Raw genomic sequence first — 22,992 nt, 5'->3', positions numbered from 1 at the left:
TCTCAACAAACAGTCTTGAAACGCTCGACCACCGTGGACAGGACCTCGTCCATTGGCCGCGCCTGCCAGCGATGCGAAAAGATTTCCACTTCCTGCGGGCCGTGGAAGCCGGCAGCCTCGATCATGGCGCGAAATGCCTTGAGGTCAATCACGCCGTCACCCATCATGCCGCGATCATTGAGCGGGTCGGTGGTCGGCACCAGCCAGTCGCAGATGTGGTGGGCAAGGATTTGCCCGTTCCTGCCGGCCCGCGCCACCTGCTCCTCCAGTTCCGGGTCCCACCAGACGTGATAGACGTCGATGGCGACGCCGGTGCCGGCCCCCAGCCGGTCGCAGAGATCAAGCGACTGTTTCAGTGTGTTGAAGCAGGCGCGCTCGGCAGCGTAAAAGGGGTGAAGCGGTTCGATGGCCAGCGGCACGCCAGCGTACCGTGCATAGGGCAGAAGTTCGGCCATGCCGTCCTCCACCATTTGCCGCGCGCCTTTCAGATCGCGGGAGCCGGCGGGCAGGCCACCGACAACAAGCACGAGGCAATCGGCCTTCATGGCGGCCGCTTCATCGACGGCGCGTTTATTATCCTCGATGGCGCGGCGGCGGCCTTCCGCATCGGGGGCGGGGAAAAAGCCGCCGCGGCAATGGCCGCTGAGGCGCAGGCCGTTCTGTTCGACAATGCGGGCGGCTTCCGCGAGCCCGACGCCGTGCACCTGTTCGCGCCAGGGCGAAATGGCGGTGATGCCATGGGCAAGGCAGGCATCAACGATGGCGCCAAAAGCGCCGCCCTGGCGCACGGTGGCGAAATTGATGGAAAGGCCCTCAAGACTCATATCGATATCTCCCCTGGTTCTGCTGCCTCAGCCAATGCCCCGGACCGAAAGAAACGCCTTCATGCGGCGCGTTGCGAGATCCGGCTCGGCAAGCACATTGGCCTTGTCCGCCAGCCGGAAAAGCTTGGCGAAATGCTGCGTGGAGCGGGTGCTTTCCTGCCCGCCAACCATGGTGAAATGCTCCTGCAATCCGTTGAGATAGGCGAGGAACACCACGCCGGTCTTGTAGAAGCGCGTTGGGGCCTTGAAGATATGGCGCGACAGCGCCACCGTCGGCTCCAGAATATCGAAGAACTCATTGTCCGCGCCGCGCTTCAGGCTCGCGAGAGCTTTGGAGGCAGCCGGTGCAATGGCGTCGAAAATGCCGAGCAGGGCGTCCGAGTGCCCCTGTTCGTCACCGGCGATCAATTCGGCATAGTTGAAGTCGTCGCCGGTATACATGCGCACACCAGCCGGCAGGCGGCGGCGCATGACGATTTCCTTTTCCTTGGAAAGAAGCGAAATCTTGATGCCATCGATCTTGTCGGCATTTTCCTCGAGCATGGCAAGGCAGGTTTCCATGGCCTGCATGTGGTCACCGGAGCCCCAGTAACCCTCAAGCGCCGGGTCAAACATCTCACCCAGCCAGTGGATCACCACTTTCTGGTCGGCATGGGAGAGGACCCGTGCATAAGCCTTGAGATAGTCATCCGGGGAACGCGCCGCCGCAGCCAATGCACGGCTCGCCATTAGGATAACGCGCCCGCCTTCTCCCTGAACAAAATCAAGCTGTTCCAGATAAGAGTCAACAATCTGGTTTACATCATAACCGCCACTATCAAGATGGTCTGTGCCGACGCCGCAGGCAATCAGCGCATCCTTGCGGCTGGCCGCCTCCTTCAGCGAACGGGAAATCAGTTCCTGCGCCTGCGGCCACGCGAGCCCCATGCCGCGCTGCGCCGTGTCCATCGCCTCGGCGACGCCGAGGCCGAGATCCCACAGGCGGTGACGGAAACGTAAAGTGGCGTCCCAGTCGATGGCGGGCGTCAGCCATGGGTCGTTATCGGCAAGGGGATCGGCCACCACATGGGCGGCGGCGAAGGCGACGCGGTTGAAATCCACCGCACTTCGTTTCTCAACCGCGACCGGCGTGCCTGATAGTCTGTAGACCTCGATGCTGCGGTCATCCTTCGGAAGCTTGAGTTCGCTCACCATCGCCTCCTTAGGAAATAGCGGGAACGTCGAGCCAGCGGCGTTCCTTCCAGGATTTCAGTCCAAGCTCGGCAAGCTGCACGCCCTTCACGCCTTCCATAAGGCCATAGGGCCACGGATCGTTATCGACGAGGTGGCGCACGAACATTTCCCACTGCGCCTTGAAGCCGTTGTCATAGACGACATTGTCGGGCACTTCCTGCCAGGTCTTGTAGAAATCGATGGTCTGCGGCTGGTCGGGGTTCCACACCGGTTTCGGTGTATTGGTGCGGTGCTGGGTGAAGCATTTGGTCAGGCCCGCCACCGCCGAACCATGGGTGCCATCCACCTGGAAGGTGACGAGATCGTCGCGGCGCACCCGCACCGCCCATGAGGAGTTGATGTGGGCGATGGCGCCGCCTTCCAGCTCGAAAGTGGCATAGGCCGCGTCGTCCGCATCCGCCTTATAGGCCTTGCCCTGCTCATCGAAACGTTCCGGAATATGGGTGGCGCCGAGGCAGCTCACCGATTTCACCGGGCCGAACAGATTGTCGAGCACATAACGCCAGTGGCACAGCATATCGAGAATGATGCCGCCGCCGTCCTTCAGGCGGTAGTTCCATGACGGGCGCTGCGCCGGCTGCCAGTCTCCCTCGAATACCCAGTAGCCGAACTCGCCGCGCACCGAGAGGATTTTGCCGAAAAATCCGCTGTCGCGCAGCATGGCGAGCTTGCGCAGGCCGGGCAGGAACAGCTTGTCCTGCACCACGCCATGCTTGATGCCGGCGCTTTCGGCGAGCCGGGCAATCGCCAGAGCCTCTTCCATTGTGTCGGAAATCGGCTTTTCGCAATAAACGTTCTTGCCGGCCTTGATGGCTTTCTCCAGCAGGCTCCCACGCATCTGCGTCGTGCCGGCATCGAAGAACAGCGTATCGTCAGGGTTTGCAAGCGCCGCATCGATATCGGTCGTCCAGCGGGCGACATTATGCTTTTTCGCGATTTCCTCGATCTTTGCGCCGTTGCGGCCGACCAGAATGGGGTCAAGCATGACCCTTTCGCCGTTCTTCAAAAGCACGCCGCCCTGATCGCGAATAGCGAGAACGGAGCGAACGAGATGCTGGTTGTAACCCATGCGGCCGGTGATGCCGTGCATGATGACGCCGATACGTTTCATGAATTTCCTCCCAAGGCGGCCTTTTCCCGAAAGCCGCTTCCGTCAAACATGGCAATTTGTAACCATTTGGTTATTTGTGGTCGTGAATAAGGCGATCTGTCAAGGTGTTTTCGGCAGGAAAAATTCGGATATCGCTTGCTGCGGCCATTGCGTGTCTTTACCGCGCCGCAAAAGAAAACGACGCGCTTCGCGGGTGCGAATGGCGCGTCGTCACTGTTGTTAAAAGAGAATTCCTCTCGGACGGCTCAGACCGGCCGCACCGCAGCAAGCAGGGTGTTGACGATGTGCTGGCCCCAGCGTTCCAGCTCGGTCGGGTCGGTCAGGTCGCGCTGGAAGATCGTCGACAACGTGAACCGGTTCGAAAGATAGAAGGCGCCGAGCGAAGCGATGGTCAGATAGACGTCGATTGGATCGAGGCCGTCACGGAATTCACCGGCCTCGCTGCCGCGCCGCAGCACGTCTTCAAGTTCCGAAATGAAATTCGAATGCATCGCCGTAATTGTCGGAGATTGCCTGAGATAGCGGGCTTTATTGAGGTTTTCCGTGGCGAGAATGCTCAGGAATTCAGGGTGGTCGAGGAAGTAGTGCCACGTGAAAAGCGCAAGTTCCCGCAGCCCATCCGAAGGGGCCTTGCGGGTCAGGTCAAGCCGCCGTTCGGTTTGGCGGATATGGCGATAGGCATCCTCAAGAACCGCAAGATAAAGCGCGTCCTTGTCGCCGAAATAATGATAGATCATCCGTTTGTTGGTGCCGGCACGACGGGCAACAACATCGATTCGAGCGCCGGCCAGCCCCTTCGCTGCCACCTCGCGGCGGGCCGCTTCAAGGATGGCGGCCCGGGTTCTTTCAGGGTTTCGCACCTGTGTCGTCGCGCGTTTGCGCTTGGGCGGCAGCGTTTCTTCCGGGGCCGTATCGAGTGGCTGGTTTTTTGTCGTTTCTTCCATTTCAGCACCCGCTTGACAATGTTGGTGATCGGTGTTCCCATGTAACCAATTAGTTATAAAACGGCAAGTGTCGTTTACGTTCATCATCAATTGGCAGTCAATAGGGAGGAGTTGCCAATGCCCATGATGCTTAAAAGGAGAGGTGTGCTTTCAACAGGGCTTGCGGCCCTGTCGCTCGCAACATTGGGGGGAGGGTCGGCGCAGGCGCAGGCCGCGCGCCTTCGCATGTTGTGGTGGGGGTCGCAGGAGCGTGCCGATCGCACCAACAAGGCGATATCGGCCTATAAGCAGGTGAAGCCCGATCTCGACATTGCCGGCGAATTTGCCGGCTGGAGCGATTATTGGCCGCGCCTTGCCACGCAGGTGGCGGGCCGGAATGCGCCCGATCTGATCCAGATGGATTATCGCTATATCTTCGAATATGGCCGTCGCGGCGCGCTGGCGCCGCTTGACGACTATATCGGCAAGGGCCTGAAAATCGAGGATTTCGGCAAGATGAACATCGATTCCGGCAGGGTCGATGGCAAGCTTTACGGCATCAATCTTGGGGTGAATTCGAGCGCTGTCTTCTTCGACAAGGCGGCCTGGGAAAAATCCGGCGCCACACCGCCGGCGACGGGGCAGACCTGGGAGGAGTTCGCCGAAAACGCCGCCAAACTCAGCAAGAACAAGCCGAAACCCGGTTATTATGCCACGGCCGATGCGAGCGGCGTGGAACCGAGCTTCGAAAACTGGCTGCGCCAGAACGGCAAGTCGCTTTATACGCAGGATGGCGCCATCGGCTTCGATCCTACTGACGCGACCAAGTGGTTCACCCTGTGGGCCGACCTGCGCAAGAGCGGCGCCTGCGTGCCCGCCGATGTGCAGGCGCTCGACCAGCTGAACATCGAAACCAACCCTTTGACGACGGGCAAGGCGGCTACCGCTTTTGCCCATTCCAACCAGTTCGTCGGTTATCAGAAGCTCAACAAGTCCAAGCTGGCGATAAGCTCCTATCCGAAGAGCAAGAAAGATGGCCCTTCCGGCCATTATCTGAAGCCCTCGATGCTCATCAGCGTTGCCAATGGCAGCGCCGGCATCGAACAGGCGGTTGGTTTCATCAACTTCCTCGTCGCCGAACCTGAGGGTATCGATATTCTCGGCGTCGAGCGCGGCGTTCCCGCCTCGGAATCCATGCGCAATGCGCTGAGCAGCAAGCTCGACGAGGTCAGCAAGATCATGGTGGATTACATCGCCGAGATTACCCCCGGCGTCGGCGATCTGCCGCCGGCGCCGCCTCCGGGCGCGGGCGAATTCGCCTTCGTTTTGAAACGCACGGCGGAAGAAGTTGGCTTCGGCAAGATCACGCCGGAAGAGGGCGGGGACCGCCTCGTCAAGGAATCCGAAACCGTTATCAAACGGAAGTGATGGTTTATGGCCTTTCGATCTGAAACTCTTGTGGGGGAGAGCCGTGGCGCGGCTCTCCCGAAGCGGGGCGGCATGAGGCGGATGTTTGACCGCAACATTCATGCTTACCTGTTTCTCCTGCCCTGGCTTATCGGCTTTTTCGGCCTTACCCTCGGCCCGGCGCTCGCGTCGCTTTATCTGTCTTTTACCAATTACGACCTGTTGCAGTCACCGGACTGGGTGGGGGCGGCAAACTATGTGCGTATCGCCACCGATGATCCGAAATTTGCAGCGGCCATGCAGGTGACTTTTACCTATGTGCTGCTGTCGGTGCCGCTGAAGCTCATCTTCGCCCTGCTGGTGGCGCTCGCCTTCAATCGCGGCATCAAGGGTTTGACGCTCTACCGGGCGATCTTCTATCTGCCGTCGCTGCTGGGTTCCAGCGTGGCCATTGCCGTGCTCTGGCGCCAGCTTTTCGCCTCCGACGGCCTCGTCAACATGATCCTCTGGCAGGCCTTCGGTTATGAAGGACCAAGCTGGATTTCCAATCCGGATTATTCGATCTACACGCTGGTCATCCTGTCGGTCTGGCAATTCGGTTCGCCGATGATCATCTTCCTCGCGGGTCTGAGACAAATTCCGCAGGATATGTATGAAGCCGCCGAAATCGATGGTGCAAGCAAGGTGCGGCAGTTCTTCCGCATTACCCTGCCGCTTTTGACCCCGGTGATCTTCTTCAATGCCGTGATCCAGACGATCGATGCCTTCAAGGCCTTCACGCCCGCCTTCATCATTTCCGAAGGCACCGGCGGGCCGATCAACTCGACGCTGTTCTACACGCTCTACCTCTATCAGGAAGCCTTCGGTTTCTTCCGCATGGGTTACGCCTCGGCGCTTGCCTGGATTTTGGTGATCATCATCTCGCTGTTCACGGCCTTCTCGTTCCTCAGCGCGAAATACTGGGTGCATTACGATGACTGATGCTGTTACCGCTCCCCGGCCCGGACAAGGCCCGCAACGTTCGCCGCTAAAATCGGTGATGCTCCACACCGCGCTGATCATCGCTTCCTTTGCGATGCTCTATCCGATCCTGTGGATGATCTCGGGTTCGTTCCGGCCGCAGGATGAGCTGTTCGGTTCTTCCTCGCTCATTCCCTCGTCGGTCGATATCGGCGGATATATTCGTGGCTGGAGCGGGCTGCAGGTGAGTTTCGGGCAGTTCTTCTGGAACTCCTTCTTCATCTCGGTGCTGGCCACCATCGGCAATGTGGTCGGCTGCTCGCTCACCGCCTTCGCCTTTGCAAGGCTTCGGTTCGGCGGGCGCAATTTCTGGTTTGCGCTGATGCTAGGCACCTTGATGTTGCCCTATCACGTCGTGCTCATCCCGCAATATATCCTGTTTCTGGAAATGGGCTGGGTGAACACCTCGCTGCCGCTGATCGTGCCGAAGTACCTCGCGACGGATGCCTTCTTCATCTTCCTGATGGTGCAGTTCTTCCGTGGTATCCCGCGTGAACTGGACGAGGCGGCTGTCATGGATGGCTGCTCGCCCTTTCGCATCTACTGGAAGATCATGTTGCCCCTGTCGATGCCGGTGCTGGCGACGGCCGCCATCTTTTCCTTCATCTGGACTTGGGACGATTTCTTCGGCCCGCTGATCTATCTGAACGACATCAACACCTACACCGTGCAGCTCGGCCTCAGATCCTTCGTGGATTCCACCGGCAGCTCGGACTGGACCTCGCTTTTCGCCATGTCCAACCTGTCACTGGTGCCGGTCTTCCTGTTCTTCCTGTTTTTTCAGCGGCTGCTGATCGAAGGCATCGCCACGACGGGAATGAAACGCTGAACCGAGGGAACCGGACCGAGAACGCATTTTATAAGACCATCAACACTGTCGCGGCCGCCATTGGCGCGGCGCGACAGTCGGGAGAAACAGCATGGCAAGCAGCATTACTCTGGAAAAAATCGTCAAGCGGTTCGGCGCTTTTCCGGTCGTTCACGGCATCGATCTGAAGATCGAACCGGGTGAATTCACCGTTTTTGTCGGCCCATCGGGCTGTGGCAAATCCACGCTTTTGCGCATGATTGCCGGGCTGGAGGAAATCTCCGAGGGCGATCTTCGCATCGATGGCGAAAGGGTCAACGAAACAGCCGCCTCCAAGCGCGGCATCGCCATGGTTTTCCAGTCCTATGCGCTTTATCCGCATATGAGTGTCTACAAGAACCTCGCCTTCGGGCTGGAAACCGCGGGTTACAAAAAACCGGAAGTCGAGGCGCGGGTGCAGAAGGCCGCCGATATCCTGCAGATCGGCCCGCTGTTGCAGCGCAAGCCGAAGGCGCTTTCGGGCGGCCAGCGCCAGCGTGTCGCCATCGGCCGGGCCATCGTGCGCGAGCCGAAGATTTTCCTTTTCGACGAGCCTCTGTCCAACCTCGATGCGGAACTGCGCGTGCAGATGCGCGTCGAAATCGCCAAGCTGCACCAGACGCTCGGCAGCACCATGATCTATGTGACGCACGATCAGGTGGAAGCCATGACGATGGCCGACAAGATCGTGGTCCTGCGCGATGGCCGCATCATGCAGGTCGGTCGCCCGCTCGATCTTTACAACAATCCGGCCAACCAGTTTGTCGCCGGTTTCATCGGCTCGCCGAAGATGAATTTCCTCTCCGCCAAAGTGGTTTCAGGCGACAGTTCCAACCGCACCATCGAGGTTGCCGGCCAGCGCATCGTGCTGGAAAAGCCGGTCGCGGCGCAGGAAGGCGAGCCGCTGACCTTCGGCGTGCGTCCCGAACACGTCAACCCGCAGGCGCAGTCCTCGCTCGGCGAAGCGTCCATCCAGCTCGTGGAACATCTGGGCGGCTCGACGGTGGTTTACACCAGCACCCCGGACGGCCAACCAGCCACCGTGCTGCTGGACGGCCAGCGCCCAATCCGCATCGGCGAGACCATTCCCTTTGCGTTCGATCTGGCCAAGACGCATCTGTTCGGGGCGGATGGGCGGCGGATATGAGAGTGGGTGGGTGAGAGCTGTCTCACCACAGGGCGGCCAACGAAGTTCGCAAAGCTTGCGTTTATCATCCTCGGGCCTGTCCCGAGGATTTTCAAAGTGTTGATTTTGTTCAACGTGATTAGATTCCCGGCACAGGGCCGAGAATGACGTCGCGTGTGAGGTTGCAATCGTGCACTAATCGCTATGACCGGCGAGGATCTCGCTTAACGCCACCGCATCTTCCGCAAACTGGCCGACATCGTCACCTTTGACGAATTCCAGCATCGCATAAGCCGGTTTCGTCCATTCGCTCTGCGGTAGCGCCTTGACACACGACCGCCAATAATCCGCGCGGTCGGCAAGCGGCAGGCGGCTGGTGTCGGCAAGCCATGCAAAGACGTGCAGATGGCAGATGTGTGAGCCGATTTCCGATATTTCAGCGAGAGCCTTTTCGAGCGGCAGGCCGGGTGCCGGCTGCCAGTAGAAAAAGAGGTTGGGCACGGCCAAATCCTGCGCCAGTTGCAGGGCCGAGGGCAGGGTGTCCGTCAGTGAATTGGGGTGATATTCGAGGCCGATCGTCATGCCGTAATCTTGCGCGTGGCGGGCGATCTCTGCCAGCGCCTCGGTGGCTCTGCGGCGCTCGGCGGGAGAGTAGTCGGTGGAGGGCCGTTTGCGTTGGCCCGGCCAGATGCGGATATGGCTGGTGCCGAGCGCTTTGGCGGTTTCAAGAACGGCGGTCAAATCTTCCCGCGTAAAATCCGGCGCGAAGATGTAGGAGCCGTAGGAGGAGACGGTGAGGCCGGCTTCGGTTGTGCGTTCCGCCACATCCCTCGCATTGTCGACATCGCCGGGCGGCACATGGATATCCGCGCCCCATTCGATCGCCTTGATGCCGTTTGCCACGCCAAGATCGATGACGGCCTGCGGCGGAAGCGACCGGAAGGTGACGGAACAGAGGCCGGGTTTAAAAATCCTCATGCGATCAGTTCCAGATGTTCAGGGCGCACCTCCTGTTCCAGCGCCCGGCCTGTGCAGAAACGCTCGATCTCGGCAATCGCCATGTCGCCGAGACGTGCGCGCTCGAGGCCTACGGCGCCGGCGATGTGCGGCGTCAGAAACACATTAGGCAGGCTGTAGAAAGGCGAATCCGGCGGCGGCACTTCCGGATCGGTCACGTCGATGACCGCCTCGATGCGGCCGGTCTTCAGTTCGCTCAGAAGCGCATTTTCATCCACCAGCGCGCCGCGCGCGGTGTTGATCAGCGTCGCGCCATCCTTCATTCGGGCGAACTCTGCGGCACCGATCATATGCCGGGTCTGGGGCAGGGAGGGCGCATGCAGGGATATGACATCGCTTATCGCCATCAGCGCATCAAGCGACACGAGGCGGACGCCGAGTCGCTCCGCCTCCGCCAGACTTAGAAAAGGGTCAAAGAGGACAAGATCGAGATCGAAGGAGCGCAAAAGAGTGATGACGCGCCGTCCGATCCGCGACGCCCCGACGATGCCGACCGTCAGGCCGAGATTGCCGATGGGCGCCGATTGCAGTCGTTCGACATTGATCCGCCCGCGATCCCGCTCGTAGAGGCGCCTGAAGCCGAAGGTGCGTTTGCCTGCGAGCAGGATCATCGCCAGCGAAAATTCGGCAACCGGCTGCGCATTCGCCTCCGCCGCGCTGCACACGGTGATGCCGCGTTCAAAGACCGCTTCCGAGAGAAAATATTTGACCGTGCCGGCGGCGTGGGAGATCAGCTTCAGCCGGGGCATCAGTGCCAGTTCCCGTGTGCCGATCTCGGGACAACCCCAGCCGGTAAGGAGAATATCCGTGCGTTCCAGCCGGTCTTTCACGGATGGATCGTGAAAATCGCAAATCCGCGCCATATCGAGGATTTCAACGCGTTGCGACAGCCTCTCGAGCGCCTTTGGTGTCAGCACATGCTGTGTCCGCTCCGGGTCCATGGCAAGGCTGAGACGCGGAAGCGGGTTCGTCATTGCGGTTCTCCGGTCGCCGCCATGCTGCTGACGGGGACACCGTGTTCTGCAAACAGGCGGTCGAGCGCCTCAAGGTCCGGGCGCGCGGGGGCGGCTGCCAAGGCTCTTTCACTTTCAGGTGCTGACAACCCTGCAAAAACGGCGCAGGCGAGGAGGGTTTCGCCAGGCGGAATCTCGCCCCGCAATTGCGGCACCGTGGTTTTGGCGTTGATAAGGTTGGTGTTTGGCAGCGCCTTCAGCGCCACGCCCTGACGACTTATTGTGGAACCGAGATCGACGATGGCCGATATATCGGTGCCGCTATCTGCCGTTGTCCGGCCGGTTGCCTCGTTCACAACATCCCTGTCGCCGTCATTGCGGTTGATTGCGAAGCCACCTTCGGTGACGGAAAGAGGGCGCGGGGAGGAAATTCGATGCAGCCTGATATGCCAGTCCCCCGCCGCCGCCAGCGTCGTTTCGACTTCGACATCGGAGAACGGTTTCCATGTCGCCCGCAGGTTATTCCCCGCAAGCAGAACCTTCTGATTGGTCTCACGCACCCGGTAATGCAGGCCGTCGTCGGAGAAGGCCAGCATATTGTCGAAACCATTGGTCTTGAAACCGCGCTCATCCACCTCGACGCCGAAGCCGTAACGGGAGGAATAGGCGAATTTGGCGTATTTCTCCGGCCCGCCGCGCATGGAGAGGTTCTCCTGCCCGCTGGAAAGTGCGGTGACGTTGCCCTTGGTCCTCGTCATCACCATGCCGGGATGAACGAGCGGCCGGGGTTTTGAAACCGCCGGGGGCAGTTTTTCCTCCGCCAGCCAGAAGGGGTGGCTTTCTGGAAGCGCCAGCGGCAGGAAGGCCTTGAAGGCCCAATAGGGCGAACCGGCCGAGTTGTAGCTTTCAGACATGGTCAGCTGCGGATAGGCATAACCGATGGAAAGCACGCCATCGCGATCCGCAATCGGCTTGTTCGCCCACCAGCGCAGATGGCTCAGATAAAGCCCCTTGATCTCGCCCCAGGGCAGTGCTTCCTCATCGGCGAAGGCAAGGCCGGCCCAGAAGCCGCCGCAGGCGAAACGATAGGTCATGGAACGACCGAAGGCCAGCGCGCCACCATCCTCGTCGAACCAGCTGGCGAAATCGCCGGCGAAGAGGCGGGCGCGCTCGCGATAACGTGCGGCATAGGCATCGTCAGGCTTGCTGAGCCTGGCATAGATCAGGCCGTAAAAATGCATGGCGAAGGCGATATAGTGGTCGATGCGGCGATAATTGCCGTCGCGATACCAGCCATCGGCAATGTAGAAACTGTCCAGTTCCTTCTGGAATGTCTCGGTCAGGCTGCGGTCGAAACCGATGCCGAGATGGTCGAGTGCCATGTCGACCATCACCCGGAAAAACTTCCAGTTATTATCGGCATAATTGCGCTCGCGTGCCGTCAACAGGTAGCGGCTTACATTATCCTTCTGCGCGTCGGACAATGGCTCCCAGAGATGTTGCGGCGCAAGCCGCAATGCGAAACCAAGTGCTGCAAGCTCCACCAGCCGCTGGTCCTTCTGGCGCACATCGCCCCAGTAATCGGGATGGGCGGGATCGGTGCCGTTGGCGATGCCTTTTGCCAGAAGTGGCCAATGCTCAAAACTGTCGCCGCTCAGCGCAAGCGGCGCGATGCCCCAGAGCGGGCGGGCAAATCCCTCCAGATCGGCCGCGGCCCGGTCGAAATGCGCGGCGGTGCCGCTGAGGGTTACCCTTGCCCCACCCGGTGAAAAATAGGGGAGCAGGGGCGCGAAACTGTCATCGAGCGCACGCCGGACATCGGCGCGGGTCTTGAGCGGATTGCCATGCAGCGGGTTGAAACGGGTCATCGGATCATTGTTTGCCGCATCATGCATTACGTGTCGCCTTTCCCGTCTTTTTCGCATTGCCTGCGGTCTCTCCCGCCACCAGCTGCACGCCCAGCTGCACCTGCCGGGCATTGGCGGAAGGCTCTGTCAGCCGGCGGCGCATCAGTTCCACCGCCTCGCGGGCGATTTCACGGCGATCGACGCGGATGGTGCTGAGGCGGGGAGTGGACAGTTCCGCAAAGGGCAGGTCGTCGAAGCCGATGATGGAAATATCGTCGGGAACGGCGAGGCCAAGTTCCTGTGCCGCTCCCAGCGCGCCGAGCGCGATCGCATCGTTCATGCAGAAAATACCGGTGAGATCGGGGTTTTTGGCGAGCAGCTGGCGAACCGCATCGCCTGCCTGACCGAAGCCGCTATCCACTGTCGTGAGCAGGAATTCCTCATAGACGGTTCCTTGCTGTTCAAGGATGGTTTGGCGGAAGCCGCGCATGCGTTCGCGTATGGTGTGGCGGTGGTGCGGGCCGATATAAGCGACCTTGCTATGGCCGAGTTCCAGCAGCCGCCGTGCCGCCAGCGCGCCTCCGTAAAAGTTGGAAGGCGAAACGCAATCGAGCATCATCGAGGGATCGGCACTGTTGACCAGAACCGGCTGCAGCACGCCCTGCGTGATGCGATGGATGATCTCATCCTCAGGGTCGAGGCCGATGGCGAGAAGGCCGTCCGCTTCGCAGACGCGCTGCGTCAGGGCGTCATCCACCTGTTTCTGGTGCAGCAGCCGAATGTCGAGTTCGAACCCATCCGTCTGGGCAAGGCTGCGCAGCATGTCGAAAATATCGTGATAAAACGCGCCGATATCGCCGGTCGCACGCTCGGCGGACATGAGGGCGAGCACCTTCTTGCCTTCCAGCGGCACGCTGCCCGTCTGGCTGGTGACCGGCCGTAGCGGATAACCGAGTTCCGCCGCCACCCCCAGAACCTTGGTCTGGATCGAAGCGCTGATACCCTTTTCGCCTGCCAGAACCCGCGAGACGGTGCTGATGGAGACGCCGGCGCGCTGGGCGATATCCGACTGGCGCGGGCGGCTGATGTCGGGCGTATCGTTCATATCGTCTCCTGCGCTTGCAAAAAAATCTATTGTGATGCAAATATTGCAAACTAAGAAAATTTGCAAGAATTTAAGTGACATCTGAAAAATTTGCAAAACGCGGGAGGAGCAGATGCAAATGATCGATAGACGTGGATTTCTGGTGACGGCGGCGCTGGCCGGCCTGGGGGCCGCGGCGGGCGGTTTTCGCGCGATGGCGGCGGAAACCCGGCTTCGTTGCGTATGGTGGGGCTCGGCAGACCGCAACAAGCGCACCAATGAGGTGATTTCGCTCTACCAGAAGGCCGATCCGCAAACGGTGGTAAGCGGCGAGATGATTGCCGGTTCCGACTACTGGACCAAGCTTGCGACCTCCATGGCGGGGCGCAATGTCGCCGATATCTTCCAGCTCGAACCTTCCACGATTGCCGATTATTCCGGCCGTGGCGCCTGCATGGAACTCGACCAGTTCGTCGGCTCGGCGCTTGATCTTTCCAACTTCGGCAAGAGCGAGATCGATCTTTGCCGTATCGATGGCAAGCTTTATGGCGTTGGCCTCGGGCTCAACTCCTTCTGCATGATGTATGATGCCGAGGCGCTGAAGGAAGCGGGCGTCTCCATGCCGGCGGGGCAGATCACGTGGACGGCATTGGCAGAGCTGGCGCGGGATTTCAAGAAGAATGGCCCGGCAAAGCGAAACTACTGGGCGGTGCCCTATGGCGCGCGGTATCATTATGTTTTCGATGTGTGGCTGCGCCAGCGTGGCAAGCTCCTGTTCCAGGATGGCACCATCGGTTTCAATAAGGAAGACGCCAAGGAATGGTTCGCCTACTGGGAGAAGCTGCGCGAGGACAAGGTCTGCGTTTCCGCCGATATCCAGACGCGTGATGACAATACCATCGAATCCAACGCTTTGACGCTTGGCAATTCGGCCATCGGTTTTGCCTATTCCAACCAACTCGTGGGTTACCAGGCGCTCAACAAGAAGACGCTGTCCATCGGCATGTTGCCCGGTGAGGGTGAGGGCAAGCCGACCGGACATTATTATCGGCCGGGTCTTATCTGGTGCATTTCCTCCACCTCCACCAATCCGGAAGCGGCGGCGAAGTTCATCAACTTCTTCGTCAACGATGTTGACGCCGGCAAGGTTCTGGGTGTCGAGCGCGGCGTGCCGCCGGCGAAAAAGGTGCGCGAGGCGGTGTTGCCAAGCCTCAACGAGACCGAACGCAAGACGGTGGATTATATCGAGGGCCTGTCCGGCAAACTCGATCCCTATCCGGAACCCGCCCCGATCGGCGCCAATGAATTCGACCGTGGTGTGATGCGGCCGATTGCCGATTCGCTTGCCTTCGGTCGCGCCAGCGTCGATGAGGCGGCGCAGAATCTTGTCGACACCGGCACGCGGACCCTGCGCAAGCGCGGTTGACGACAAAAAGGGCACCGCCACGCGGTCTCGCAGCCGTGTGGCGGTGCTTTTTTCATTGATTGCGAGAGGATCGCGAGGGGATGAGCGGCGCTTTACGCTCTCTACTACGGCTTTATGACAAACAGGACTGGACAAGGGCAGGGCATTTAAGCCAGAAATTCTGATCTGGATCGATAAATCTGAAGATTAGACAATGGCGCCCAATTTCCTCCTCGTTGATGCTGAAAAAGAATTCGATGTGCTGAAGGCGGCCGCCTCGCTGATCCGCGTGCAGATATTGAAATTGCTGCATGAGTCCAGTGGTCTGAACGTCAACGAGATCGCCCAGAGGTTGGCGCTGCCGCAATCCACCGTATCGGCCGGCGTGGCGGTTCTCGAAGAGGCGGGGCTGCTGCGAACGGAGACGCGAAAGGCGCGCAAGGGCAGCCAGAAAATCTGCTTTGCCACCTGCGACGAGCTTATCGTTTCCTTCCGGAAACCGGAGACGCCGGCAGCTTCCAACTATATTGCAGTAGCGATGCCGCTCGGTCTTTATACGCAGAGTTCGGTCACCGCGCCCTGCGGCATCTGCTCGCCGGAGGGTATCATCGGGCTGCTGGATGTGCCCGATACATTCATGGATCCGGACCGTATGAAGACGGCGCTGCTGTGGCTGACCTCGGGTTTCGTGGAGTATCAATTCCCCAATAATGCCAAGATTCAAGGTCGGGACGTCGAGGAAATCGAGTTTTCGATGGAAGTCAGTTCCGAGGTGCCGGGAACCCACAGCAACTGGCCATCCGATATCACGCTATCGGTAAATGGCAAGGAAATCGGTGTCTGGACCTCGCCCGGCGACTTCGGTGACAAGCGGGGCGTCTTTACACCAGACTGGTGGAAACTCTCCGGGTCCCAATATGGCATGCTGAAAACCTGGCGCATCACGCCACAGGGAACCTATGTCGACGGAACGCGAATTTCGGACGTCACGCTTGCGGATATCGATCTCGTCAGCCATCGGTCCATCCGGTTGCGCATCGAGGTCAAGGCCGATGCAAAACATCCCGGCGGATTGAATATATTCGGCCGCGGTTTCGGCAATTACGATCAGGACATCGTCCTGCGCCTGCGTACCGCGGGCTGAACCCCTCAATTTTCAAAAGTATGATTTTCGCGGTTGACAGGCGCGGATTCCCTCGGCAACTATATTATCAAATATGGTTCATATCATATTTTAAGATATAAATGCGCAGGGAGGAGAGCCTATGAAAGCGCGGGTTTCAGTCCACCGGGACTTCCGGATTGGGCGTATCGACGATCGTCTGTATTCCGCCTTCATCGAACATATGGGGCGTGCGATCTATGGCGGGATTTATGAGCCCGGCCATCCGCAGGCGGATGCGAACGGCTTTCGCAAGGACGTCCTGAAATTCGTGCAGGACCTGAAAATCCCGGCCATCCGTTATCCCGGCGGCAACTTCGTGTCTGCCTATCGCTGGGAGGACGGCATCGGCCCGCGCGACCAGCGCCCCATCCGTCTCGACCTTGCCTGGCGTTCGAAGGAAACCAACCAGATCGGCATCAACGAATTTGCCGACTGGGCGCAGATGGCCGGTATCGAGATGATGCTTGCCGTCAATCTCGGTTCCCGTGGTCTGGATGATGCCCGCAACTTCCTCGAATATGTGAATTTCCCAGGTGGTACGGCGCTCAGCGATCTGCGCCGCAGCCACGGCACGGAAAAGCCCCACGGCGTGAAGATGTGGTGCCTCGGCAACGAGATGGACGGCCCCTGGCAGATCGGCCACAAGACCGCAGTGGAATATGGCCGTCTGGCCAACGAAACCGCCAAGGCTTTCAAGGGCTTCGACCCGACAATTGAAGCGATCGTCTGCGGCAGCTCCAATGACGGCATGCCGACTTATCCCGAATGGGAGCGCGAGGTGCTGGAGGAATGCTACGAGAATGTCGATCACATCTCGCTGCACAAATATTTCGGCAATAACAGCCGCGACACGCTCAATTATTTCGGCAAGATCGAAGAAACCGGGCGCTACATCCAGACCATTGCCGGTGTCATCGATTACGTGAAGGCGAAGAAGCGCGCCAAGAACGACGTGTCCATCTGCTTTGACGAATGGAACGTCTGGTATCATATTCGCGAAGACGACGGCAAACGTATCAAGAGCTGGGACTGGCCGGAAGCGCCGGCACTTCTGGAAGAGACTTATAACTTCGAGGATGCGCTTTTTGTCGCCGGTCTGCTCAATGAGTTCATCCGCCGTTCGGATCGCGTGCGCATCGCCTGCATCGCCCAGCTCGTCAATGTCATCGCCCCCATCCGGGCGGAAAAGAACGGTCCGGCCTGGCGCCAGACGATCTATTACCCCTATCAGTTCGCCTCGCTTTATGGTCGCGGCGTTGCGCTGAATGTCGCGGTCGATTGCCCGACCTATGATTGCAACGCGGCCGATGACGTCAAATATCTCGACGTCGCCGGTGTCTATGATGAAGCCGAAGGTATGGTGACGCTGTTCGTGCTGAACCGGCATCTCACCGAGGCGGCCGATATCAATGTCAGCCTCACCGGGTTCTCGTCGGCAACACTCGACCTGCATCTTGCCATGGCGGGATATGACCTGCGTGTCGGCAACGGGCCGGATCAGCCGGATCGCGTCGTGCCGACGCCGGGCAGCGGCGTTGGCGTCGAAGACGGGGCGTTGAAGGGTTCCGTGCCGGCACTGTCCTATCATGTGCTGCGGCTGAAGGTTCAGTGAGGCGGCCATGGGTGTCCGTCTCAACAATATAGCCAAGTCCTTCGGATCTTTCGCAGCGATCCGGGATGTCTCGATGGAAATCCCGACCGGCAGCTTTGCGGTCTTTGTCGGGCCTTCCGGTTGCGGTAAATCCACGCTGCTGCGCATGATTGCCGGTCTTGAAGAGACCAGCGGCGGCCGCATCGCCATCGACGACCGTGATGTCACGGCCGTCGAACCGGCCGAACGCGGCGTCGCCATGGTGTTCCAGAACTATGCGCTTTATCCGCATCTCAGTGTGTTCGAGAACATGGCTTTCAGCCTGCGGCTTGCGCGCCGCCCGAAAGCCGAGGTGAATGAAAGGGTGGGCGAGGCTGCCCGCATCCTGCAGCTTGAAGACCATCTGCATAAAAAACCGTCGCAGCTTTCGGGCGGCCAACGGCAGCGCGTGGCGATCGGCCGCGCCATCGTGCGGCAGCCGAAGGTCTTCCTTTTCGACGAGCCGCTTTCGAACCTCGATGCGGAGCTGCGCGTCCAGATGCGGCTGGAACTGACGCGTCTTCACCGCAAGCTCGGCGCCACGATGATCTATGTCACGCATGACCAGGTGGAGGCCATGACGCTTGCGGACAAGATTTTCGTGCTGAAAGGCGGCGTTGTGCAGCAGGCGGGTGCACCGCTCACTCTTTATGACGATCCTGATAACCGGTTCGTGGCGGGCTTCATCGGCTCGCCGGCGATGAACTTCTTGCAGGCGCAGATTGTCGAACAGCGAAACGGCGTCGTGACGCTTTCCCTCAATGGTGGCCAGAGACATCTCGAAGCGCGGCTTTCGCAGCCTGTTTCCGCTGGCCAGCGGGTCGAAATCGGCGTTCGGCCGGAGCATCTGACGATCGCGCAGGATGGCGCCCTGCCTGTCAATGTCGAGGTGGCGGAGGAGTTGGGGGATGTTTCCTATCTCTACACACGCGCGGCCTCGGGCAAGGAAATCATCGTGCAGCGGCAGGGCTCGCGCGAAAGTCTGGATGGCCGGTCCGTCCCGCTGAGCGCCTCGCCCGACCACATCATGGTTTTCGATAGCGACGGCAAAAGATTGCGATAGGCGCGAGGAGGCGCCTTTCGATGCAGCAGACCGCCCCAGCAGGGGTGTTTCCACATAAACGGGAGGAGTGAACGATGCGACTGATCAAGACATTGCTTGTTGGCACGGTTCTGGGTTTGACGGCCCTGCCGGCGCTGGCCAAACAGGATATCGTCTGGTGGGACTTTCTGTCCGGCGGTGACGGCGTGCGCATGAAGGCGCTGATCGATGCCTTCAACAAGGAGCACCCGGATATTCAGGTCAAGGGTACGACGCTGGAATGGGGCGTCCCCTTTTATACCAAAGTGCGAACCGCCTCTGCCGTCGGGGAAGGACCCGATGTCATGACCTATCACTTGTCGCGCGCGCCGCTTGCCCTGCAAGAAAAGGTGCTGAGCGAGATCACGGACAAGGACCTGGAGGAAGCCGGCCTGAAGAAGGACGATTTCTTCAGCGCGCCGCTCGAGGCGGCCACCCATGATGGCAAGCTTTATGCCGTGCCTTTCGATATTCACGCGCTTATTCTTTATTACAATGCCGATCTTCTCAAGGGCTCGCCCTATATCGATGCCGAAGGCAAGTTGACCGGCATCAAGACGATGGATGACTTTGAGAAGGCGTTGGCTTGGGCGAAGGAGAAAGGCGTTGAGACGCCGGTGACCTACCAGTCCGGCGGTGAAGCCGGTGTCTGGCGCGTCTTCTACACCCTGTTCTCGCAGCAGGGCGGTGAACTCGTCACCAATGGCGAGGTGCTGGCCGGTGACAATGCCGAAAAGGCCGCCAAGGCGATCGACACCATGTCGAAATGGCGCGAAAACGGCTGGGCGCCTGAGCAGGCGGAATATCCTGCCTCGGTTGCGCTCTTCTCCGCCGGAAAATCCGTCTTCCAGCTGAATGGCGTCTGGGAAGTGCCGACCTACAAGGACCTGGAGAAAAACGGCAAGCTGGGCTTCAAGTGGAGCGCAGTCGAGGTTCCGCCTTTCATGGGCAAACGCGCCACCTGGGCGGATTCACACGCCTTTGCCATTCCCAATCAGGGTGACAAGACCGTTTCGGGCGAGAAGCGCGCCGCCGTGATGAAGGTGATCGGCTGGATGGAAAAACACGCCATCAGCTGGGCCGATGCCGGTCATATCCCCGCCTATAAATCGATCACCGAAAGCGGCGAATACAAGGCGATGCAGCCGAACGCGACCTATGCATCGCTGGCGGAAGCGGCGGTGTTCGATCCGAAGACGACGATCACCGGTGTTGCCTCGCCTGCCTATGATGCCGCGCTCAACGTCATCGCGCCGGCCATTCAGGGCTTCATGAGTGGCACGGATGCGGTGGCACAGATCAAGGACGAGCTGCAAAGCAAGCTGAAGTAACGGAAACCTGCCCTCCGGCCTCTCGCCGGAGGGCAGCACGCAATGCGCAAGGTCCCGGAGATATTCCATGGCTATGATTGAAAACCGGCGCAAGAAATCGCTGATCGCGCTGTCGATGGTGGCGCCGTTCATCGTGGTCTTCGTCACCTTCTTCCTTTATCCGCTGATCGAGATGGTGCGCATCAGTTTCACCGATGCGCCGCTGATTGGTGACGGTGACTGGGTAGGGTTTGCGAACTACGCAAAACTGCTGAGCGACCGTCTCTTCGTCACCTCTTTGAAAAACAACGGCTATTTTGTGCTTCTGACCGTCGTGCCGACGACAGTCATCGCGCTCATGATCGCTCTTGCCGTCAGCCGCCTGTCGGGCGTGAAGCAGACGATCGCCATGAGCCTGTTTTTCCTGCCCTATGTGCTGCCGGTTTCGGTCGTCACGGAAATCTGGGCATGGATGCTCGATCTGCAGTTCGGCATTCTCCAGCCTGTCATCTCGCTGATTGCCGGAAAGCCGGTCGCGGTTTTCAAGAACCCCTATTGGGTGATGCCGATGGTCGCCGTCGTGACCATCTGGTGGACGAACGGCTTTAACGTGCTGCTGTTCATCGCCGGGTTGCGCAATATCCCGACCGAGCTTTACGAGGCTGCCTCGCTCGATGGCGCAACGACCTGGCAACGCTTCTGGCGGGTGACATGGCCGCTTCTCTGGCCCGTCACCGCACTGGTTCTCACGCTGCAACTCATCCTGCAGCTGAAGATATTCGATCAGATCTATCTCCTGAGCGGTGGCGGGCCCTTCAATTCCAGCTTTGTGCTTCTGCTCAAGGTCTATCGCGAGGCGTTCCAGCTGAACAATGGCGGTTATGCTTCCGCCGTTTCCACCGTGCTCTTCCTGCTGATCGTCATCGTTTCCATTCTTCAGTTCCAGTTGCTGCGCATCCGGAGGAATTCATGAGCTTCGCGAGGAGACTAGAAAACGTCGTTCTGACCCTGCTGACATTTTCGGCGGCGCTCGTGTGGATTTTTCCGCTCTATTGGGGTTTCGTGACGTCTTTACGCTCGGATAATAATGTCGCGGGCAACATGTCGCTGTTGCCCGATGAGTTCCAGCTGGGAGCTTATGTGAATGCCATATTCAACACGCGGCTGTTGACCTGGTATGTGAATTCCATCGGAACCGCCGCAATCGTCACGGTTTCCGTCCTGCTGATTTCGATGTTGTGCGCCTACGCCCTCTCGCAGATCCGTTTTCCGGGACGCCGCCTGCTGTATGGCATCGTGCTGGCGAGCTTCATGGTGCCGGCGCAGACGCTTGTGGTCACCCAGTTCATCCTGATGAAGAACCTCAACCTCATCAACACCTGGGCGGGCATCATCCTGCCACAGCTCATCACGCCCATCGTCATCATCGTTTACAAGCAGTTCTTCGACAGCGTGCCCAAGGAAATGCGCGAAGCCGTGGTTCTGGATGGTGGCGGCGAATACACCATTCTTTTCAAGGTCTATCTGCCGCTGAACTGGGGCATCACCACCGCTCTCGCCATCGTGACCTTCATCACGGTGTGGAACGCCTTCTTCTGGCCTTTCCTCGTGATCACCTCTGAAAACATGATGACGATCCCCGTCGGCATCACGCAGGTCAACGATACTTTCGGCATTGTTTATGCACGCTTGATGGCCATTGCCATGCTGGCCGCCCTGCCGGTCATCATCGCTTATGTCGTCTTCCAGCGCCGCGTGACGGAAGCGATCATGATCTCATCAGGCGTGAAGGGGTGAGGCCGGCTCGATTGCTTGTCCGGCGCGGGCAGAGAGTTTTCTAAACCGCGACGGACATATCTTGCGCGAGGCTCAGACCGCGAGCAGCTTCTCGTTGTTGCCGCGGGCAGTTTCCACCGCGCCTTCCGTTTCAATGCGCTTGCCGGTGGCCGGGTCGAAGAAATGGAGATGGGCGGCGGGAAGCTCCATGTGAATGCGCTGGCCGGGTTTTACCAGGAGATCTTCACCGATGGCGGCGGAGAAGGTTTCGCCGGCAATATCCGCATGTACGATGCGGCCGGAGCCAAGTTCTTCGACAAAATCCACCACAGCCGGCACGCCGGGGCCATCCATGCTCACCACGCATTGTTCCGGGCGGATGCCGACCGTCACGTTGCGGCCGCGCAGTTCCAGCGCGGTTTCGGGGAAGAGTTTCACCGGCGTGCCGGAAAGCATCACGGCAGGGGTTTCCACTTCCACCTTTGTGGTGAAGAGGTTCATGGCGGGGGAGCCGATGAAGGAGGCGACAAAGGTGCTGGCCGGGCGGTGATAAATATCGAGCGGATGGCCGACCTGCTCGACATTGCCCTTGTTCATCACCACCAGCCGGTCGGCCAGTGTCATGGCTTCCACCTGGTCATGGGTAACGAAAATGGAGGTGGCCGAGAGGCGCTGGTGCAGCTTGCGGATTTCGGCGCGCATGGAGACGCGCAGCTTGGCGTCGAGGTTGGAGAGCGGCTCATCGAAGAGAAACACAGCGGGTTCGCGGATGATGGCGCGGGCCATGGCCACGCGCTGGCGCTGGCCGCCGGAAAGGGCGGCCGGCTTGCGTTCCAGATAGTCGGACAGGCCGACGATTTTGGCGGTCTCCTCGATGCGGCGCTGGCGTTCGGCCTTGGGAACGCCGGCGACTTTCAGCGCATAACCGATATTGCCGGCCACCGACATATGCGGATAAAGCGCATAATTCTGGAACACCATGGCGCAGCCGCGCTCACGCGGCTCCAGCGTGTTGACAACGCGCCCGCCAATGGCGATCTCGCCCGAGGTGATGTCCTCCAGGCCGGCGATCATGCGCAGAAGCGTGGATTTGCCACAGCCCGAAGGGCCGAGAATGACGACGAATTCGCCGGAGTCGAAAGAAAGGTCCACCCCGTGCAGGGTTTGCGTCTTGCCATAGGATTTGCGGACCTGACGAATATCGATCTGAGCCATGATAGAAAACCTTGTTGT

General features: G+C 59.6%; 20 protein-coding genes. 11 read left to right on the top strand and 9 right to left on the bottom strand.

Features of this window, described 5'->3' with window-relative positions; all coding sequences use genetic code 11:
* Positions 1 to 2 precede the first annotated feature (2 nt).
* The 4 genes from O8B93_RS10250 to O8B93_RS10235 form a co-directional block, all read right to left on the bottom strand.
* Complete coding sequence (locus O8B93_RS10250; RefSeq protein ID WP_269709702.1) at positions 3 to 824, bottom strand: sugar phosphate isomerase/epimerase family protein; 822 nt, start codon at positions 822 to 824, stop codon at positions 3 to 5.
* 27 nt (positions 825 to 851) lie between these two features.
* Positions 852 to 2,015: a dihydrodipicolinate synthase family protein gene (locus tag O8B93_RS10245; protein WP_269709701.1), complete on the bottom strand. Its 1,164-nt coding sequence runs from the start codon at positions 2,013 to 2,015 to the stop codon at positions 852 to 854.
* 10 nt (positions 2,016 to 2,025) lie between these two features.
* On the bottom strand, positions 2,026 to 3,168 hold the full coding sequence (locus tag O8B93_RS10240) for a Gfo/Idh/MocA family protein (RefSeq protein WP_269709700.1): 1,143 nt from the start codon (positions 3,166 to 3,168) through the stop codon (positions 2,026 to 2,028).
* 245 nt (positions 3,169 to 3,413) lie between these two features.
* Entirely contained in the window at positions 3,414 to 4,112 is a 699-nt protein-coding gene (locus O8B93_RS10235) for a TetR/AcrR family transcriptional regulator (RefSeq protein WP_269709699.1), read from the bottom strand.
* A 117-nt stretch (positions 4,113 to 4,229) separates the two neighbouring features.
* Between O8B93_RS10235 and O8B93_RS10230 the strand changes: the two genes are divergently transcribed.
* From O8B93_RS10230 to O8B93_RS10215, 4 genes are all read left to right on the top strand, one after another.
* Positions 4,230 to 5,519, top strand: a complete 1,290-nt coding sequence (locus O8B93_RS10230; protein WP_269709698.1) for an ABC transporter substrate-binding protein — start codon at positions 4,230 to 4,232, stop codon at positions 5,517 to 5,519.
* A gap of 72 nt (positions 5,520 to 5,591) precedes the next feature.
* Positions 5,592 to 6,479: a carbohydrate ABC transporter permease gene (locus O8B93_RS10225; RefSeq protein WP_080842764.1), complete on the top strand. Its 888-nt coding sequence runs from the start codon at positions 5,592 to 5,594 to the stop codon at positions 6,477 to 6,479.
* Positions 6,472 to 7,347, top strand: a complete 876-nt coding sequence (locus O8B93_RS10220; RefSeq protein ID WP_121691113.1) for a carbohydrate ABC transporter permease — start codon at positions 6,472 to 6,474, stop codon at positions 7,345 to 7,347. The genes O8B93_RS10225 and O8B93_RS10220 overlap by 8 nt, the downstream gene beginning before the upstream one ends.
* 91 nt (positions 7,348 to 7,438) lie before the next feature.
* Entirely contained in the window at positions 7,439 to 8,512 is a 1,074-nt protein-coding gene (locus O8B93_RS10215) for an ABC transporter ATP-binding protein (RefSeq protein WP_269709697.1), read from the top strand.
* Positions 8,513 to 8,686: 174 nt separating this feature from the next.
* On the opposite strand, the gene O8B93_RS10210 is transcribed toward O8B93_RS10215, so the two are convergent.
* Genes O8B93_RS10210 through O8B93_RS10195 form a run of 4 tightly spaced genes read right to left on the bottom strand, consistent with a single transcriptional unit; the run spans position 8,687 to position 13,413 of the window.
* Positions 8,687 to 9,469 carry a sugar phosphate isomerase/epimerase family protein gene (locus O8B93_RS10210; protein WP_269709696.1) on the bottom strand — a complete coding sequence of 261 codons (783 nt, stop codon included), beginning with the start codon at positions 9,467 to 9,469 and terminating at the stop codon, positions 8,687 to 8,689.
* On the bottom strand, positions 9,466 to 10,482 hold the full coding sequence (locus O8B93_RS10205) for a hydroxyacid dehydrogenase (RefSeq protein WP_269709695.1): 1,017 nt from the start codon (positions 10,480 to 10,482) through the stop codon (positions 9,466 to 9,468). Before O8B93_RS10205 ends, O8B93_RS10210 begins: the two co-directional genes overlap by 4 nt.
* Positions 10,479 to 12,356: a DUF2264 domain-containing protein gene (locus O8B93_RS10200; RefSeq protein WP_269709694.1), complete on the bottom strand. Its 1,878-nt coding sequence runs from the start codon at positions 12,354 to 12,356 to the stop codon at positions 10,479 to 10,481. The genes O8B93_RS10205 and O8B93_RS10200 overlap by 4 nt, the downstream gene beginning before the upstream one ends.
* Positions 12,349 to 13,413: a LacI family DNA-binding transcriptional regulator gene (locus O8B93_RS10195; RefSeq protein WP_269709693.1), complete on the bottom strand. Its 1,065-nt coding sequence runs from the start codon at positions 13,411 to 13,413 to the stop codon at positions 12,349 to 12,351. Before O8B93_RS10195 ends, O8B93_RS10200 begins: the two co-directional genes overlap by 8 nt.
* Before the next feature lie 112 nt (positions 13,414 to 13,525).
* On the opposite strand from O8B93_RS10195, the gene O8B93_RS10190 reads away from it, so the two are divergent.
* The 7 genes from O8B93_RS10190 (at position 13,526) to O8B93_RS10160 (ending at position 21,780) form a co-directional block, all read left to right on the top strand.
* A complete protein-coding gene (locus tag O8B93_RS10190; protein WP_269709692.1) occupies positions 13,526 to 14,818 on the top strand; it encodes an ABC transporter substrate-binding protein in 1,293 nt (430 codons plus the stop codon).
* Positions 14,819 to 15,011: 193 nt separating this feature from the next.
* Positions 15,012 to 15,941 carry an ArsR/SmtB family transcription factor gene (locus O8B93_RS10185; protein ID WP_269709691.1) on the top strand — a complete coding sequence of 310 codons (930 nt, stop codon included), beginning with the start codon at positions 15,012 to 15,014 and terminating at the stop codon, positions 15,939 to 15,941.
* Between the two features lie 121 nt (positions 15,942 to 16,062).
* Positions 16,063 to 17,574, top strand: coding sequence for an arabinosylfuranosidase ArfA (gene arfA, locus O8B93_RS10180; protein ID WP_269709690.1), 1,512 nt, complete (start codon positions 16,063 to 16,065; stop codon positions 17,572 to 17,574).
* 7 nt (positions 17,575 to 17,581) lie between these two features.
* Entirely contained in the window at positions 17,582 to 18,655 is a 1,074-nt protein-coding gene (locus O8B93_RS10175; protein WP_269709689.1) for an ABC transporter ATP-binding protein, read from the top strand.
* A gap of 74 nt (positions 18,656 to 18,729) precedes the next feature.
* A complete protein-coding gene (locus tag O8B93_RS10170; RefSeq protein ID WP_269709688.1) occupies positions 18,730 to 20,004 on the top strand; it encodes an extracellular solute-binding protein in 1,275 nt (424 codons plus the stop codon).
* Positions 20,005 to 20,071: 67 nt separating this feature from the next.
* The gene (locus O8B93_RS10165) at positions 20,072 to 20,956 is read left to right on the top strand and encodes a carbohydrate ABC transporter permease (RefSeq protein WP_269709687.1); all 885 of its coding nucleotides are present in this window, start codon (positions 20,072 to 20,074) and stop codon (positions 20,954 to 20,956) included.
* Positions 20,953 to 21,780 carry a carbohydrate ABC transporter permease gene (locus tag O8B93_RS10160; RefSeq protein ID WP_269709686.1) on the top strand — a complete coding sequence of 276 codons (828 nt, stop codon included), beginning with the start codon at positions 20,953 to 20,955 and terminating at the stop codon, positions 21,778 to 21,780. Before O8B93_RS10165 ends, O8B93_RS10160 begins: the two co-directional genes overlap by 4 nt.
* A 72-nt stretch (positions 21,781 to 21,852) precedes the next feature.
* Here O8B93_RS10160 and O8B93_RS10155 read toward each other — a convergent pair whose 3' ends face one another.
* The gene (locus O8B93_RS10155; protein ID WP_269709685.1) at positions 21,853 to 22,974 is read right to left on the bottom strand and encodes a sn-glycerol-3-phosphate import ATP-binding protein UgpC; all 1,122 of its coding nucleotides are present in this window, start codon (positions 22,972 to 22,974) and stop codon (positions 21,853 to 21,855) included.
* Positions 22,975 to 22,992: the final 18 nt, after the last annotated feature.

The organism is Martinezella rhizogenes (genome assembly GCF_027460065.1).
In the GTDB taxonomy this organism is placed as follows: Bacteria; Pseudomonadota; Alphaproteobacteria; order Rhizobiales; family Rhizobiaceae; genus Agrobacterium; species Agrobacterium rhizogenes_C.
Note: the sequence above shows the minus strand (reverse complement) of the source record. Positions and strands in the feature narration are given on the sequence as shown.